Origin of the sequence: Lactococcus formosensis, from assembly GCF_018403745.1 — a bacterium.
Lineage (GTDB): Bacteria > Bacillota > Bacilli > Lactobacillales > Streptococcaceae > Lactococcus > Lactococcus formosensis.
In genome coordinates, this window is sequence record NZ_BOVP01000004.1 from 222,572 (window position 1) to 239,041 (window position 16,470).

Below are 16,470 nucleotides of genomic sequence, written 5' to 3' on the forward strand. Positions count from 1 at the left end.
TTTAGGATTGCTTCCCTTCTAAAAAATACTTTTTAAATTCCTCTGGTGCCTCAGATTTTGAAAGCAAAAAAACAGGCAACTCTGCCAGTTCAGCTGGCTCATCCTTAAGCTTAAGAAGATAACGAAAGTCGATATGCTGATGCGCTTTTTCATCTTTAACCACATTATAAGGGATATCAATAAGATTCACGTCTATAAGACGTAGTGCAACAGCTGTCAGGCCTGTCTCTTCATGAAACTCACGCTCGGCTGTTACACTTGGTTTTTCTCCCACTTCAACATGACCAGCAGGAAGCAAAAGTTCTTTTTGATAGGGATGTTCGATAAAATACATCTTCTTCCCTTTAAAAACAACCGCAGATGCGGATAATTGCAGATCAGGATTTTGCTTTCCTTTAAGTCCTTTTCTGCTGCTTAAAAAATCAATTGCCTGTTCTTGTTTTTTAGAACTTTCTAAAACTGAAAGTTCACGTATCAAATCATTATACATTAGTATTTTTGGTATATTTTAAAATTCTCAATTAAACGGTGTGTTGCTGCGACATCATGTACACGGAGGACACGTCCGCCATCCATCATCATTTGATTTTCAAGAATTAATGTTGATAACAGACGTTCGTCTACTTCCATATTTAGAAGATTGGACATGAAAGATTTACGAGAGATTGCAATCATCACAGGCAAACCTAGACTGGTCAATAGTTCAGTCGTTTTTACACGCTGTAAAGAGTCGACACCTGTTGCCCCGCCAGAAAACCCGACACCTGGATCTACACAGATTTGTGCATTAGCAATATCAAATTGGTTTAATTCTTTTTGTTTATCTGCAAAGTATGCTGGAAGCTCTTGATAAACGTTATCTGCGTAATTCATCCCCGCTCGACCATTATTCATGGCAACCAAAGCCGGCTGGTATTCTTGCATCAGATGTAGTTTTTCAGATGTATCGAAACCATCAATGTCATTAATAATATCTGCACCTGCATCCAATACACGCCGCATAACATAAGCTTCATCAGTATCTATAGCGATAACTGCTTCTGGAAACGCCTTACGGATACTCTGCAAGGGCTGAGCGAGACGTTGCCATTCTTCTTCTGGAGAAATATCTGCGTATCCTGGACGAGATGACTTTCCACCAAGCTCAATGACTTGTGCTCCCTCTTGTAAATCCTGTTCTACACGCTGCAAGATAAAATCCAAGTTAAGATTTTGTTTTGCACCATCGTAAAATGAATCTGGTGTAACATTGACAATAGAATAAACAATCGGATCCAAAGTCAAATCAAAAGAAAAATTCTGACCTGACCAAATAATCTGATGACGTTTAAAAATACGCTCCAAATCCAATTTTTCCTGAGAAGTCGGCCAAGCCTTAATCAAATCTTCCAATTCATAAATCGTTAAAAAAGCCAGTACATCATGGTTATCTACGATAATTTTTGATCTTACACGGTACAAAAGATTGTCTAGTTTAGCTTGTTCTTGACTGCTCATTTCAGTAAAACAGATAGAGATTTGTTTCAGAGAAAAAACCTCTGTATTTTTTTCAATGATTTTCATTTTAGTTCAAGCTTTCTAAAAATTCAAGACGTGTTTCTCTACTTTCTTCAAATTCTCCCATGAAGAAAGAGGTTTTTGTTTGAGAATTTCCTTTTTTAACACCGCGCATTTCCACACACATATGACGCGCTTCAACAACTACTGCCACACCTTTCGGTTCTAAAATATCATTTAAAATTTCTGCAATGTCTCGTGTAATATTTTCTTGCACTGAAAGTTTATGCGAAACATAGTTGACTAAGCGTGGAATCTTGCTTAAGCCAATAATATTACCATCTTTAGGGATATAGGCTACATTTGCCTTGCCAAAGAAAGGCAACATATGATGTTCACACATTGAGTAAAATGGGATATCCTTGATTAAGATTGTTTGATCCTGTGCTGTTTTTTCAATCTTAAAGAGTTTATATTCCTCAAATTGCGTTAATTTTTGTGAAGAGAGTATTTCCTCATACATCTTTGCCACACGTGCTGGTGTTTCTAAGAGGCCTTCTCGCTCAGGATTTTCACCCACAGCTGAGAGAATTTCTCGTACAGCATGCTCAATACGCTTTCTCGCAGGTTTTTGCGCAGGAATCTCCACTACTTCTTGCTCTGTGTCTTTAAGCTTTTCAATCGCTTGCTTAACTTGCTGCTCATATGGGAAATCCTGCTCTAAAACTTCCAAAAGCGGCACGAGAACAAAAAGACGATTAAAGACTTCTTTATGTGGAACAATCAAATCATTCTCAAAAATCTGTTCGTTTCCGTAAAATAAAATATCAATGTCTATTGTACGTGGGCCCCAATGAATCTTGCGTACACGGTTTAATTGAGCTTCAATTTCATGAATAAACTCGAGCAAGTTAGTCGGTTCAAGTGTCGTTGAAATCTTCAAAGCCATATTGACAAAATCATCTTGTTCCACTCCACCAACAGGTGAAGTTTGATAAAACTTTGATTTTTTATCTATCAAAATTGCCGGATTTTGCCCCAATAAACTTACAGCGTCTTGCAAGTAAGCTTGCTTGTCTCCAATATTACTCCCTAAACTCAAATAAACCGTATGCATCACTTTCTTGCTCCCCCCTTAGAAAGCCATAAATATTCTTTAAAAGTTAAATATTTTAACCAACCATTTCAATTTCGACATTGTCAAAGATTCCTGCAATAGGAACCGCTAGTTTTCGGATATGTACCTCTACTGATTTTACTTTACTGTTTTCTTTAATGGCTTGAATAATATCAAAAGCCAGCTTTTCAATCAAATCCGCTCGTGAAACTTCAATTATTTCTGAGATTTTTTCATAAAAAGTAACATAGCTCAAGGTTTCATCAAGCTCATCTAAACCAGAATAGGAAAAATTCGTGGTAACAATCAAGTCAATTTCTAAATTTTGCCCTAGAATCTTTTCCTCAGGTAGAACTCCGATATGCGAAAAGAACTTCATATTGTTAATCTTAATCTTATACATATTGTTCAATGGCTTCCCATGCCTCATTAATTCCTGTTTTATCAAAGCTTGAAAAAATAACAAAATCATCTGTACTGTCAAACTGCAATGCTTTTTTGATCACGGAGACGTGTTTGTTCCATTTACCACGTGGGATTTTGTCAGCCTTAGTTGCAACTAAAATTACAGGAATATCATAGAACTTCAAAAAAGTGTACATCAATTTATCGTCTTCAGATGGTTCATGGCGTAAATCAACGAGAGCGACAACCGCTTTAAGATTTGGCGCTGTGGTGAGATATTCTTCAATCATCTTACCGAACTTTTCGCGCTCTTTTTTCGAAACACGTGCATAGCCGTATCCTGGAACGTCAACTAAATGAACCGTATCATCGACATTGTAAAAATTAAGAAGTTGTGTTTTACCTGGCGAACTTGAAGTTCGCGCAAAGTTCTTACGGTTTAATAAGGTATTGATAAAACTTGATTTTCCAACGTTCGAACGGCCAGCAAGAGCAATTTCTGGCATATCTGTATCTGGATACTGCTTGGCAGAGGCAGCTGAAATGGTCAGTTGTAAATTATTAGGGTTTATTTTCATTTTTTCTCTCTTTCCTTGTTTGTCATCTTATCCTTAGATAATTGCGCAAGGTTTATTTAAAGTCTTTTTGAGAGAAGGGTCATAAATCGTTCCCTTCCCTCCGTATAATCACTCTAATCTGCTAAAGCAAATCAATGATAATAACAAGAAAACCATGACCACTCATGATTTTCTGTTTTTTATTCTTGAATATAAATGATTTCTGCCTCTGCTTTATCACGTACAGCTGCTTCCGTAATAATCACTTTTTCAATATTATCATGACTTGGTATTTCAAACATGATATCCATCATCACTTCTTCAATAATTGAACGTAAACCACGTGCACCTGTTTTACGCTCGATAGCTTTTTCAGCAATGGCATGCAAAGCTGCATCTTCAAACTCCAGTTCTACGTTGTCATAGCTTAATAACTGTTTGTATTGCTTGATAAGGGCATTTTTAGGCTCTGTCAAGATACTGATAAGATCGGTTTCTGTCAAACGTTCAAGCGCAGCCACAACAGGTAAACGTCCAATAAACTCAGGAATCAATCCGAAAGTTTGGATATCTTCAGCAATGATTTCCTGCATGTAAGATTCATTGTCAGCTAAGGCTTTATTGTTGGTTCCAAAACCGATGATCTTCTCACCCAAGCGTTGTTTGACAATTTCTTCAATACCGTCAAAGGCACCACCCACAATGAAAAGAATATTTTTTGTATCAATTTGAATCATCTCTTGGTTAGGATGTTTACGTCCACCTTGCGGCGGCACACTCGCAACTGTTCCTTCGATAATTTTTAAGAGGGCTTGTTGTACACCTTCACCAGAAACATCACGGGTAATAGAAACGTTTTCTGATTTTTTAGCAATTTTATCAATCTCGTCAATATAGATGATACCACGTTCAGCACGTTCAATATTGAAATCACTAGCTTGAAGCAATTTTAGTAAGATATTTTCGACATCTTCACCCACATAACCAGCTTCCGTCAAGCTCGTGGCATCAGCAATAGCAAAAGGAACATTAAGCGATTTAGCTAAAGTTTGTGCCAAAAATGTTTTCCCTGAACCTGTTGGACCAATCAATAAAATATTAGATTTTTGGAGTTCAACTTCTTCATCATCATTGCCCGTAAAATTAATACGCTTGTAGTGATTATAAACAGCAACAGCAAGCGCACGTTTTGCTCGCTCTTGTCCAATAACGTAACCATTTAGATGATCTAACATCTCTCTTGGTGTCATAACGGGAGTGGCTTCAAATTCTTGAGCCATTTCCTCACGCATCTCTTCTTCAATCAGATGACTCGACAGTTCAACACATTCGTCACAAATATAAACACCGACACCGGCGATAAGTTTCTTTACTTCTGGTTGGCTCTTGCCACAGAATGAACAATATATATTTTCGTTTTCTTTTGTATCGTTAGACATTTGTTTCTCTTTTTCTAGATTTTAAACATTTTTAGGAAAATAAAGTTCCAAAAAAAGCATGAATGGAATTGACAATATTCGTAAAGGCATTAAGAAGAAAAATAGTTCCTAAGCCCCAGCGCTTCTTGCGAAAGCATTGTAGTGCAAGTATTACACAAATTGCACATAAAACAGCTGTAAATAAGCCAAAAATAGATTTTGTCACGGCTTTTGTTTCTCCTTCCGCTCATATTTTTCTACGGTAAAGTCATAAGGATTTTGTCCATCTTTTTTATGATAATCCGCTGAAACTCTCACATACTTCGAAAAATCAAACGTATCAGGGAAAAATGTATCCCCTGCAAACTCTCCATGAACAACCGTCTTATAAAGTGCTGACAACTCCTTTTCGAAAAGAAGGAACATCTCTGATCCGCCAATGATATATAAATCACGCTCTTGATTATTATACCATTCTACAACTTCGGATACACTATGCATGATTAGAACACGTTCATTATCTTCCTTGGGATAAGTTTCATCCCGTGTAAGAACGATGGTGATACGTCCAGGGAGAACACGTTTATTCATACCTTCAAAGGTTTTACGCCCCATCAAAATTACTTGATGGTAAGTTGTCTTTTTAAAATGTTCCAGTTCAGCAGGTAAGCGCCAAGGTAAATGACCATCAATGCCAATCACCTTCTTTTCGTCTTCTGCCCAAATTGCGTAAATCATTTTATTTCACCTACGTTGCTTTTCTTTGTTTACTTTGAAAAGACAATCATCCTTTTAAAACAAAGATGTTCCTTTCTTTTGGGATTATAAGGTCAACTATTTGATACATAAATAGATTATAAAATGGAAAATAATTCACTTATGACCTTATTTATTAACCGCTTCAACAGTTAATCTCTCGTTGTTCTCTCAAAAGCAGTTTGGGTGCCTTGAGGGATAGAATTACCTTTCCTATTATATCAAAAAACACCTTTTTTTACTTTAATTTTTCTTATTCAGAAAAAAATGTAAAAATTTTGCATTATTTCCTTTACTTTTTCTTAAAGATGTGTTAAGATATTCCTATCAATTAATTTGTTTCAATCAACCCTGTTATGATTAAAGCAAATTAGTCCCCCAACTAGGCTGCTCGCTGAGACCATACTCCGAGCTACCTAGTTTTTATTTTTGTAAAAATGTAAAACCCTTACAAAAACGGAATGGAGAAAATTATGAATCATATTGCACTTTTCGAACCACGTATCCATTTTAACACTGGAAATATTGCGCGGACTTGCGCAGCTACAAATACTACTTTACATTTAATTGAACCTTTCGGCTTTGAAATTACCGATAAAAATCTTAAAAGAGCAGGTTTGGACTATTGGGATCAGGTCAACATTGTTTATCACAAAAATCTGGATGATTTTATCAATCACGTAGATGGCAAACTTTTCTTAGTCAGTAAATTTGCGGATCAGGTTTATTCCGATGTTGATTATACTGAAACTACAGAGGATTATTACTTCCTTTTTGGTCGAGAAGACACTGGTTTACCAGAAGATTTTATGCGAGAAAATGCTGAAAAGTGTATTCGCATCCCCATGAATGACGAACATGTACGCAGTCTTAACCTTTCTAATACTGCCTGTATGATTGTCTACGAAGCACTTCGTCAACAGAACTTTTCTGGCTTAGAATTAACACACACCTATGAAAAAGATAAATTAAAATAAAAGTAAGAACGTAAAAAGTCACACGATAAAGATCGCGTGACTTTTTTAATTCATTTGTGTTTCTGCTTCTTGAGCGTTTACAATTGTTGTAGTTTTGCTTTTCGTATTTAAAAGCAAGTTAAGTAAAATAGCCGAAACAGTACTTACAACAATTCCATTAGAAAGGAAGATTTGCGCCCAGCTTGGTAGACTAACAAAAAGGTTGCTTGAATTAAATCCAACACCCATCCCAACTGAAACAGCTACGATAAGTAAGTTTTGATTGTCTTTATAATCTACTGTTCCCAGCATGTTCACACCTTGCATTGCCACCATCCCAAACATGATGATCATTGCTCCACCAAGTACGGGAACAGGAATAAGCTGAGCAATTGCCGCAAATTTAGGAATCAAACCCAAAACAATCAAGAAGCCTGCTGTGAAATAAATAGGCTTGCGTGATTTAATACCTGACAACTGTACTAAACCAACGTTTTGTGAGAAACCTGTATAAGGGAAAGTATTGAAAATCCCTCCAAGCAATACAGCGAGTCCTTCTGAACGATAGCCATTACGCAAACGTTTTTCAGATAATTCCTCACCAGTCAAATCAGACAAGGCCAAGTAAACTCCTGTCGATTCAACCATTGAAACAATTGCGATAATAATCATCATTAAGCAGTCTACCAGATAAAAACGCGGCATTGCCATACGGAAAGGAATCGGTAAGTGAGCCCATGGTGCTTGGTTAATAGCTGAAAAATCGACCATATGTAAGCTAGCTGCTAGGATTGTTCCAGCAACTAAGCCAATCAAGATAGCAATGGAACGAATGAAGCCTGTGGCAAAAATATTCACTAAAATGATGACTAAAATAGTAAAGCCAGCAAGCAAGAGACTGTTAGCTGTAGGTGTTGCTTCGTTATTTCCCATATTTCCTACGGCAACAGGAATCAATGTTAAACCAATAGTTGTAATGACTGAACCAGTCACTAGCGGAGGGAAGAACTTGCGAATTTTAGAGAAGACACCTGCAAAAGCGATAACGAAGATACCTGAGGCAATCAAAGCACCAAACATCGCACCATCGCCGTGCTTTTGCCCAATAATAATAAGTGGCGCGACAGATTGAAAAGCAACACCTAAAACCACTGGAAGACCAATACCAAAGTTTTTAGTCATCTTTAATTGCAGCAGAGTCGCCAAACCGCACATAAAAATATCGGCTGAAATTAAGTAGGTTAATTGCAAAGCACTGTAATTTAAAGCTGATGCAATCATGATGGGCACTAAGATCGACCCTGAATACATGGCAAGTAAATGCTGCAAACCTAAAACTGCAGCTTGACCGTTGGCTTGTCTTTTTGTATTAAACATTTCTTCCCTTCTCCTTCTTAATCCCAAGCAGCATCGTCTGCTGGTGCAAAGACAACTTGACCTGAATCAAACTTCTCGATACGGGCTAGAGAGGTCACAGTGAGACCCTTATCCATCAGTAATTCACGGCCTGTTTGGAAGCTCTTTTCAATGACGATACCAATACCAGCAACTTGTGCACCAGCTTGTTTAATCAGTTCTTCGAGTCCAAGCGCAGCTTGGCCATTTGCTAAAAAGTCATCGACCAGCAAAACAGTGTCTTCAGAAGAGATAAATTTACGAGAAATTGAGACTGTTGAAGTAATTTGCTTTGTAAAAGAAAAAACTTCTGTTGTCAATAATTCTTCGTTCATTGTGATATTCTTAGATTTTTTAGCAAAAACCATTGGTACATCGAGTGCTTCTGCTGCATAAAGTGCTGGTGCAATACCGCTTGCTTCAATCGTTACAACTTTAGTAATATTTTTATCTTTGTAAACTTCAGCAAAACGTGCACCAATGGCTTTCATCAACTCATAATCGACTTGATGAGTAAGAAAGCTGTCGACTTTTAATACTTGGTCTCCCAAAACTTGTCCATCAGTTGCGATACGATTTTCCAATAACTTCATAACTTCTCCTATAACATTTACTACTCAAGAAAGACTTTGGTACTAATATGCACAAAAACTCTACCCGATAAGGTAGAGTATTTCTAGACGACAAAAAGAAGATATTATTTACGACCTTTAAACTTAAACAATGAAAGTTTCTATTTAAAGATACAACTGTACAAATAGAATCCTCTTATTGTCCTGCCTTTACGGTGCAGGGTAGAAACACTTAGCCATATCCTAAGCATAAATAAGATTTTTAATATTGATACAGTATATCGCATTTTATTATTTTTAGCAAGAAAATATCGAAATAAATAAATTTTTTTCAAATATTCATCAGAATTGTTCGGAAATTACTTATTTTTTGGCTTCATTCACCAATTGTGAAACTTCTTTTTTAGTTAAGCGGCGGTAACGTCCCGGTACCAATCCATCTAAACTCAAAGGTCCATATTGAACACGGCTAAGTTTTTGGACAGGCAAACCAACTGCTGCAAACATTTTCTTAACTTGATGATTTTGTCCTTCGTGGATCGTAAGACTAACAAGTGAGCTGTTTTTCGCTTTATCTTGTTTCATAATTTCATAACGTGCTGGGCTCACTTTTTTCCCGTCAATAGTCATTCCTAAAGTCAGTGGACGCAAATTTTCTTTATTAGCTTGGCCTTCAACTTTAGCGATATAAACTTTTTCAACACCATGTCGTGGGTGTGTCATTAAGTTTGTAAACTCTCCATCATTAGTAAGCAACAAAAGGCCACTTGTATCCCAGTCCAAACGTCCGACAGGATAAATACGCTCTTTTCCTGAGGGAAGTAAGTCCATAACGGTTTGGCGGCCCTTATCATCGCTTGAGCTTGAGATATATCCACGTGGCTTGTTCAGCATATAATAAACAGGCTCTTCGTTATAAACAGCTACACCGTTGACCTCGACAATATCTCCTGACTCTACCTGATAGCCCAGATTTGTCATTGTAACGTTGTTGACAGAAACTTTTCCTGATAGGATAAGCTCTTCTGCCTTACGTCGACTGGCTACACCTGCATGCGCCAAAAATTTATTGATTCTCATTTATTTCCTCATTTTCGTTAAATAATACTTGTTTTTCGCCAATAAATTGGCTTTCATCTATTTCAGGTAACTCTGACAAGTCATTGATCCCAATATAATCTAAAAAGAATTCTGTCGTTCCATAAAGTCCTGGACGGCCAACAACTTCGAGTGTTCCAGTCTTTTCTACCAAATCATAAGCACGTAGCGTTGACAACGTACCACTGGAATTGACACCACGCAATTGATCAATTTCCAAGCGCGTAATCGGCTGTTTGTAAGCAACGATTGAAAGTACTTCTAAGGCAGAACGTGAGAGACTCTGATTTAGCGGCGTCTTCGCATAATTTTTGAGAAGTTCTGCAAAACTTTCTTTTGTTGCTAATTTATATTTTCCAGCAGTTTCAATAATTGTAAGGGCAGATTCTTCATCTGTTTGATATTTTTCGATAAGTCGCTCAATTTGTTGCTCACAAGCAAACTTACTCATGCCAGAGAGTTCCGATAATTGATTTAACTCCAGACCTTCTTCTCCCGCAACAAAGAGTAACAACTCCACACTAGCTGTCTTATTCAGATTGTTCATCTTTCGTCTGTCCTCTTTCTAATAGAATTTCACCAAAAACTTCTTCTTGCTTAAACGTGACTTGCTGCGTTTTTATGAGCTCTAGCAGAGCCATAAAAGTCGTAAGAAGCTCTTCTTTCGATGTTTTCTTCGAAAACAAAGAACTAAACTTACACGTCTTTTTCTTTAAAAAGTAACGGGATAACTCCACTATCTTATCGGAAATAGAGAATTTTTCTGCCTCTATGGTTGTATTTTCATCAGTGAAGGACTGTTTTTTCAAAGCCAAAACATTGCTAAAGGCCAAAAATAAATCCAGACTGTTATGATCTTGCAAAAGCACCGCATCTTCACTAATAATTTCCGTTTTTGCCTTGGAATAATGCTGGCTACGTACCTCGTGCATCTGCGCAATATCCTGGGATAGTGCTTTATATTTTCTATACTCATCGATTTGTGCGAGTAAATCTTGTTCCAACTGTTCAGTATCTTCGATGAATTCTTCTGCAACTGTAGGCAAGAGCCGGCGAGACTTTATCAGCATCAGCTGACTCGCCATAACCATATATTCACTGGCAATTTCTAACTCCAATGTTTTCATGGCCTTCAAAAAATTCAAATACTGCTCAATGATGGGAACCAAAGGTACCTCAAAAATATCAACCTTATATTGCCCAACCAAGTGCAACAGTAAATCTAAAGGGCCCTCAAAATCATTGATTTTTATCTTTATTTCTTCAGTCATTTATAGTATTTCTCTAAAGTAGTTGTTGTAGATAGCCCTAGAGCTTCTGCTAATTCGTAGACAGTTTTACCCAGTCGCACTTGTTGTAAGATGTATTGTTCACGTAATTCTTTTGCTGTTAAATCTGTATATTTTTTTAACTCTAAATATAGAAATTGACGTGATTTGGTAAACAATTCATCGGCATTATTTATTCTTTGTGTATAGAGTGCAAACTTATCACGTATCGGTAAGACACGTTTCAAACCGGCCTTCTCAACAGTAAGTATTCGGAATTTCCAGTTGAAATTTTCCCAACGTAAATGTTGTATTTCTGAAAAAGTTAAACCAAACTCAAGAATCAAAAATGCTAAAAAATGTCCTGGCGATGTCACTGGTTTATAAACAGATGACATATTTTTGATCTCAAACTTTTTCTTTACTGCGTTCTTCGGTGCACTCACCTGCTGAATTTTGTGGTATTCTTTCAGTAAATTTTTCTCATAAAGATAGAGTAGGAACTGATTTGCACTTGATATCTTACGACGTTGTGCTGCCACCGCTAATTTTTTCAAAGATTGCCGGTAAAGCAAGAGCGACTCACGAGAAATTGTTTTTTTCTCAAAAAACTCTGTAAAATTTCGTAAATCATAAAGATAATTTGATTTGGTATTTTCTGAGAAGTTTTTACTCTCTAAAAAATTAGGAATTTCGTTCGATAATATCATATTTTTTACTAAATTCATGGGCAAAGGCGTTAATGGCCTTAAGGATTTCTTGCCGTGCAATAATCCCAACAAACTCGGTTCTTTTTACTACTGGCAAGAAAGGCTCTTTAACCAACTTATGTAAGATTTCTTCCAAGGGTGCTGAAGGGGAGACTGTTTCTATCTCGGTGTCCACAATCTCTGATATAGGTGTATTCATCGATTTTTCATAAAAGAAATCTTCACCCATCTCAAATTCGACAATATCTGCCAGCCCTAAAACGCCGACAAACTCTTTATCTTTAGTGAGAACAGGAACTCTCGAATATTTATACTGACTGAGCAATAATTTTGCATGAGAAATATTATGTTCGTCACATAAAATAGCTACGTCATCAGCATCTTTTATAAAAGTTTCGCTTTGTTCTAAGAAATATTTTTCAATAGCTTTATCAATCATTTTCACTCTACCTCTTTTTCTAAAGATCAAAAGTAAATTGTAGACCTGGAATTTCATGGTGCTCTAAATCGTGATAAGAGACCTTATAGCCCTTCTCTAAAATTGTAACGATGGCATACATTTTTATATTGATATTTCCTCTAGGTTGACTTACTGAACCCGGATTTATATACAAGGTATTTCCTATCATCTGTGCGACAGGCTGATGGATATGACCAAAAAGTGCAATGTCCGCTTCTTTTTCTTCTGCAAAGTAAGAATAACGATCAAGACCTAAGCCAACGTAAAACTGGTGGCCATGTGCGATGAGAACTTTCTTTCCCTCAACATCCACCATTTTTATATCAGAATAGCCATCATCATAATCACAATTTCCTGCGACTACGTTAATCCCTTGCCATATATCATCATTACTAGGCAACTCAGAATCACCACAATGGAACAAAGCTGATGCTGTGCCTTCATATTTGTCTTTGATTCTTTTAATTACGTCACGATCAGTGTGTGAATCACTCATTACAATAAACATCGAAGACTCCTTTTAGCTAACACTTACATCGTATTTTATTTTTTAATGCGCTCCAGCCATCCTGGAAGATCTGTCATTAATTTTTGTAAAGCTTGACCACGATGCGAAGCTGTATTTTTTTCTTCAGCACTAAGCTGAGCAGCAGTTCGGTCTGATGTTCCTACTAAAAAGATAGGATCATAACCGAAACCATTTTCTCCTTGCGGCGTAAGGCCAATACGACCTTGCCAGTCTGCTTCGACCACTAAACTTTCCTGGCCGGGATAAGCAGCAACTAATGTCGTATGGAAATGCGCCGTCCGACGTTCTGGCGTGATCGCTGTCGAGGCTAGCTCATGGAGAAGTTTTGCAATATTTTCCTCATCTGTTGGATCAGGTCCAGCAAAACGATGGCTCCAGACACCAGGCAAACCTCCTAAAACATCCACACATAAGCCAGAATCATCACCGATGACCACTTCACCAGTAATCTCAGCAATTTGTTCTGCTTTGAGACGTGCATTTTCTTCAAAAGTCATGCCAGTTTCAGCAATATCTGGTAACTCAGGATAGTCTTTAAGATTTTTAATTTTATAACCGAACTCTTTAAATAAACGTTTAAATTCCGCAGTTTTCCCATCATTTCGAGTAGCGATGAGCAATGTTTTTTCTGCAGATAGCTCTGTATGTTGCGCAGTGATTTTTCCTGAGCCCAGCCATCTGTCCGCAATGGATTGAAAATCTTCTGCCCTACCTGTTGTATAAAAACGGTGATGGAGACTTTGGCGCTCTTCGCCATTTATATCAAAATAGTTGAGCAAAACGGTAATATCACGTACAGTTTCAGAACCACTGTCAATAAGCTGAACATCTGGTCCCATTTCTTTTTGAATGAGTTTGCGCAAAAGAGGATAATGTGTACATCCTAAAATCAAAGTATCCACTTTGCCAACCATTGTTTTTAGAGCTTCAGCTACTATTTCTTTAGCCTCTTCCGAATCTGCACCGTTCGATTCAACCAATGGTACAAACTCTGGGCAAGCTAAACTCCTCACATCAACGCTTGATGATTTGAGTTGAATAACTTTACGGTATTGATCAGAATTGACTGTTGCTTGTGTCGCAATTACGCCGACTTTCTTGTTGATTGTTTTTTGAATCGCACTTGAAGCTCCTGGTAAAATTACGCCTATAACCGGTATATCAAGAGCAGCTCTTACTTCTTCTATTGCAACTGCTGTTGCTGTGTTGCAGGCAAAAACAATCATCTTTACGTTTTTAGAAAGCAAAAAATTGACCATATCCCAAGTGAAAGCAGTAATCTGCTCATTTGAGCGTGGCCCGTAAGGCGCACGTTGCGTATCACCGATATAGACAATTTCTTCGTTTGGTAACTGACGGAGAATCTCGCGAACAACGGTCAAGCCTCCAACTCCTGAATCTAGTAAGCCAATAGGTCTGTTGTCCATAAATACCTCCAAAATTTACTTTTTATCTTATTTTTTCTTAGTGTCTGCTTGTTTAGCTGCACTACGAATTTGACGAAGTACTTGTTGTACTTGTGCTTCAGATGGTTTGCGTCCCATTGAACCCATCATCATACGTACTGCATCTTCATTCAATGGTGGGTTATCCATCAAGAGCTTTTTAGTTTGTTTTTGTGTAAACCAAGCGCCCCCAGCAAAGCCAGCAATGGCAAAGACAATCATAAGTAAAATTGCAACAAATAAATTCATTAATACTCTCCTACAAGAAAGCTATAAAATCGCTTTCGTAATTTTTACTCCTTATTATATCAAATTTAGACACATTTGTCAGCTGCAGATTTTCTCTTTATTTTTTGAGACTTTTATTTATTATTCAACGGTATAGATCCAACCTTCTGGGGCTTCTTTATCGCCAAATTGGATACCCACAAGTTCATCGTATAAACGTTGAGTTACTGGTCCAACTTCTGTTTCTGAATAGAAAACGTGATGTTTATCCTGATCATCAATGGCACCAATCGGTGAAATTACCGCAGCTGTACCACAAGCACCTGCTTCGACAAAATCATCTAATTGATCAACAAAAACATCCCCTTCAATAGCTTTCATTCCTAAACGTTCTTCCGCCAACTGCAACAAAGAATATTTTGTGATAGAAGGTAAAATTGAAGGGCTTAACGGCGTAATAAATTCGTTATTTTTGGTAATCCCAAAGAAGTTTGCTGCACCGACTTCTTCAATCTTAGTGTGCGTCGCTGGATCAAGATAAATCACATCAGAATAGCCGGCTTCATGTGCTTTTTGACCTGGTTCAATCGAAGCGGCGTAATTCCCCCCAACCTTTGCCGCGCCTGTACCATGTGGTGCAGCACGGTCGTAATCTCGTGATACAAGAAAATTAGTCGGCATAAGCCCACCTTTAAAATAAGAACCTACGGGAACCGCAAAAATCGTAAAGATATATTCATCGGCTGGCTTTACTCCAACAAGGCCACCAACACCAATTAATAACGGACGGAGATAAAGTGTAGCACCAGTACCGTAAGGTGGAACAAAGTCTTCGTTTGCCTTGACGACTTGTTTTACAGCATCAATAAACTTCTCTGTTGGTACTTCTGCCATACGCAAGCGACGTGCTGTAGCTTGCAACCGCTCAGCGTTACGATCAGGACGGAAAAGATTAATCTTGCCAGATTTTGTACGGTAAGCTTTCAGCCCTTCAAAGCCTTGCTGACCATAATGAAGCGCTGGCGAGCCTTCAGAAAGATGCAACGTTGCATCTCCTGTGAGTCCCCCTTCATCCCATTTTCCGTCTTTAAAATGTGAAATGTAGCGATAAGGCAACTCTCTGTATTCAAAACCTAAATTTTCCCAATCTAATTCAACTGTCATGCTTTTTCATCCCCCGTTTTTGTTGACATTCTTCTTCCATAAAGCCAAACTTTATGGTATTTGTTATAATTAATTATTATAAGCTATTTTGAATGTGATTTCAACATAAATTCAGAAAATTATAGAAATGGAAATAAAATGAATATTCTTAGAATAAACTTTCAAGAACTCGGACAACTCTTATTGGATAAATTAATTTACGTCTTTTTAATCAGCCTTTTGTTTTTTATTTTATATCGGATTAGCAACCGTATCGTACAAACTCTTTTCAAAAACTACAGCAAACGGTCTTGGGCAGATGCTTCTCGGATAATGACCTTAGCACGCTTAACAAAAAGTGGTTTGACTTATCTGACCGCCTTTCTCTGGATTTACACTATCCTCTCAATTCTTGGTGTTCCTGTAGGAAGCGTGCTTGCAGGTGCCGGTATTCTCGGTGTCGCTCTTGGCTTTGCGGGGCGTGATCTGGTTGCGGACATCATCAATGGTTTCTTCATCATCGTTGAACATCAAATCAACGTAGGAGACTGGATTCGCTTTGAAAACTTAAACATCGAGGGAGAAGTCACAGCTGTAGGTATTCGCTCTATCACATTAATTTCTGATGATGGTGCCACTGTCTTCATCCCTAACCGTAATATCGAATCCTTGAAAAACTTTTCTTACAAAGACCGGACAATGAATCTAGATATCCCTGTCACATCCGAAAACTTAGAAACAATGAAAGAAAAAATAATCCAAGTCAACACTGAATATCCGCAAGTCGTCTATAATGGTATTATTACTCGGGACGAGAGCATCTTCCTCCGCAGCCGCTTAACAGCAGGTTTGGATGAAATAAATGGCTTACGGATGGAAATCATGAATAAATATTATACAAAATAAGCAGATCATC

At 37.6% G+C, this 16,470-nt stretch carries 20 protein-coding genes and 1 riboswitch; of the genes, 2 read left to right on the top strand and 18 right to left on the bottom strand.

Annotated elements, in window-relative coordinates:
- Position 1: 1 nt before the first annotated feature.
- From KJS37_RS06410 to KJS37_RS06440, 7 genes are all read right to left on the bottom strand, one after another.
- A complete protein-coding gene (locus KJS37_RS06410) occupies positions 2–490 on the bottom strand; it encodes an NUDIX domain-containing protein (protein WP_213496467.1) in 489 nt (162 codons plus the stop codon).
- Positions 490–1,563 (bottom strand): dihydropteroate synthase, encoded by a 1,074-nt coding sequence (gene folP, locus KJS37_RS06415; RefSeq protein WP_213496469.1) that lies wholly within the window; start codon positions 1,561–1,563, stop codon positions 490–492. The genes KJS37_RS06410 and folP overlap by 1 nt, the downstream gene beginning before the upstream one ends.
- Before the next feature lies 1 nt (position 1,564).
- Positions 1,565–2,614 carry a GTP cyclohydrolase I FolE gene (gene folE / locus KJS37_RS06420; protein ID WP_213496471.1) on the bottom strand — a complete coding sequence of 350 codons (1,050 nt, stop codon included), beginning with the start codon at positions 2,612–2,614 and terminating at the stop codon, positions 1,565–1,567.
- Between the two features lie 55 nt (positions 2,615–2,669).
- Complete coding sequence (gene folB / locus KJS37_RS06425; protein WP_213496473.1) at positions 2,670–3,017, bottom strand: dihydroneopterin aldolase; 348 nt, start codon at positions 3,015–3,017, stop codon at positions 2,670–2,672.
- Positions 3,010–3,597 carry a ribosome biogenesis GTP-binding protein YihA/YsxC gene (gene yihA / locus KJS37_RS06430; protein ID WP_017369891.1) on the bottom strand — a complete coding sequence of 196 codons (588 nt, stop codon included), beginning with the start codon at positions 3,595–3,597 and terminating at the stop codon, positions 3,010–3,012. The genes folB and yihA overlap by 8 nt, the downstream gene beginning before the upstream one ends.
- Positions 3,598–3,776: 179 nt before the next feature.
- Positions 3,777–5,015 (bottom strand): ATP-dependent Clp protease ATP-binding subunit ClpX, encoded by a 1,239-nt coding sequence (gene clpX, locus KJS37_RS06435; RefSeq protein ID WP_017369892.1) that lies wholly within the window; start codon positions 5,013–5,015, stop codon positions 3,777–3,779.
- Positions 5,016–5,216: 201 nt separating this feature from the next.
- Entirely contained in the window at positions 5,217–5,732 is a 516-nt protein-coding gene (locus tag KJS37_RS06440) for a dihydrofolate reductase (protein WP_165714485.1), read from the bottom strand.
- 491 nt (positions 5,733–6,223) lie between these two features.
- Here KJS37_RS06440 and KJS37_RS06445 point away from each other — a divergent pair, with 491 nt between their 5' ends.
- Positions 6,224–6,727 carry a tRNA (cytidine(34)-2'-O)-methyltransferase gene (locus KJS37_RS06445; protein WP_017369894.1) on the top strand — a complete coding sequence of 168 codons (504 nt, stop codon included), beginning with the start codon at positions 6,224–6,226 and terminating at the stop codon, positions 6,725–6,727.
- A gap of 45 nt (positions 6,728–6,772) precedes the next feature.
- On the opposite strand, the gene KJS37_RS06450 is transcribed toward KJS37_RS06445, so the two are convergent.
- From KJS37_RS06450 to KJS37_RS06500, 11 genes are all read right to left on the bottom strand, one after another.
- Positions 6,773–8,083: a nucleobase:cation symporter-2 family protein gene (locus KJS37_RS06450; protein ID WP_017369895.1), complete on the bottom strand. Its 1,311-nt coding sequence runs from the start codon at positions 8,081–8,083 to the stop codon at positions 6,773–6,775.
- A gap of 17 nt (positions 8,084–8,100) precedes the next feature.
- On the bottom strand, positions 8,101–8,694 hold the full coding sequence (locus tag KJS37_RS06455) for a xanthine phosphoribosyltransferase (RefSeq protein ID WP_017369896.1): 594 nt from the start codon (positions 8,692–8,694) through the stop codon (positions 8,101–8,103).
- A 158-nt stretch (positions 8,695–8,852) separates the two neighbouring features.
- Positions 8,853–8,950, bottom strand: a riboswitch (purine riboswitch).
- Positions 8,951–9,036: 86 nt separating this feature from the next.
- A complete protein-coding gene (locus KJS37_RS06460; protein WP_017369897.1) occupies positions 9,037–9,753 on the bottom strand; it encodes a pseudouridine synthase in 717 nt (238 codons plus the stop codon).
- The gene (scpB, locus tag KJS37_RS06465) at positions 9,740–10,309 is read right to left on the bottom strand and encodes an SMC-Scp complex subunit ScpB (RefSeq protein WP_096369361.1); all 570 of its coding nucleotides are present in this window, start codon (positions 10,307–10,309) and stop codon (positions 9,740–9,742) included. Before scpB ends, KJS37_RS06460 begins: the two co-directional genes overlap by 14 nt.
- Positions 10,302–11,042, bottom strand: a complete 741-nt coding sequence (locus KJS37_RS06470) for a segregation/condensation protein A (RefSeq protein ID WP_213496475.1) — start codon at positions 11,040–11,042, stop codon at positions 10,302–10,304. Before KJS37_RS06470 ends, scpB begins: the two co-directional genes overlap by 8 nt.
- The gene (gene xerD, locus KJS37_RS06475) at positions 11,039–11,749 is read right to left on the bottom strand and encodes a site-specific tyrosine recombinase XerD (protein ID WP_026063842.1); all 711 of its coding nucleotides are present in this window, start codon (positions 11,747–11,749) and stop codon (positions 11,039–11,041) included. Before xerD ends, KJS37_RS06470 begins: the two co-directional genes overlap by 4 nt.
- Positions 11,724–12,188 (bottom strand): cyclic-di-AMP-binding protein CbpB, encoded by a 465-nt coding sequence (gene cbpB, locus KJS37_RS06480; protein WP_019294026.1) that lies wholly within the window; start codon positions 12,186–12,188, stop codon positions 11,724–11,726. The genes xerD and cbpB overlap by 26 nt, the downstream gene beginning before the upstream one ends.
- Positions 12,189–12,207: 19 nt before the next feature.
- Positions 12,208–12,717 carry a metallophosphoesterase gene (locus KJS37_RS06485; RefSeq protein ID WP_061413050.1) on the bottom strand — a complete coding sequence of 170 codons (510 nt, stop codon included), beginning with the start codon at positions 12,715–12,717 and terminating at the stop codon, positions 12,208–12,210.
- Between the two features lie 35 nt (positions 12,718–12,752).
- Positions 12,753–14,165: a glutamate racemase gene (gene racE, locus KJS37_RS06490; RefSeq protein WP_165714480.1), complete on the bottom strand. Its 1,413-nt coding sequence runs from the start codon at positions 14,163–14,165 to the stop codon at positions 12,753–12,755.
- 27 nt (positions 14,166–14,192) lie between these two features.
- The gene (locus tag KJS37_RS06495) at positions 14,193–14,432 is read right to left on the bottom strand and encodes a YneF family protein (protein WP_004257058.1); all 240 of its coding nucleotides are present in this window, start codon (positions 14,430–14,432) and stop codon (positions 14,193–14,195) included.
- Positions 14,433–14,552: 120 nt separating this feature from the next.
- Positions 14,553–15,575 carry a branched-chain amino acid aminotransferase gene (locus KJS37_RS06500; protein WP_213496477.1) on the bottom strand — a complete coding sequence of 341 codons (1,023 nt, stop codon included), beginning with the start codon at positions 15,573–15,575 and terminating at the stop codon, positions 14,553–14,555.
- 138 nt (positions 15,576–15,713) lie between these two features.
- Between KJS37_RS06500 and KJS37_RS06505 the strand changes: the two genes are divergently transcribed.
- On the top strand, positions 15,714–16,460 hold the full coding sequence (locus tag KJS37_RS06505; protein WP_213496479.1) for a mechanosensitive ion channel family protein: 747 nt from the start codon (positions 15,714–15,716) through the stop codon (positions 16,458–16,460).
- Positions 16,461–16,470: the final 10 nt, after the last annotated feature.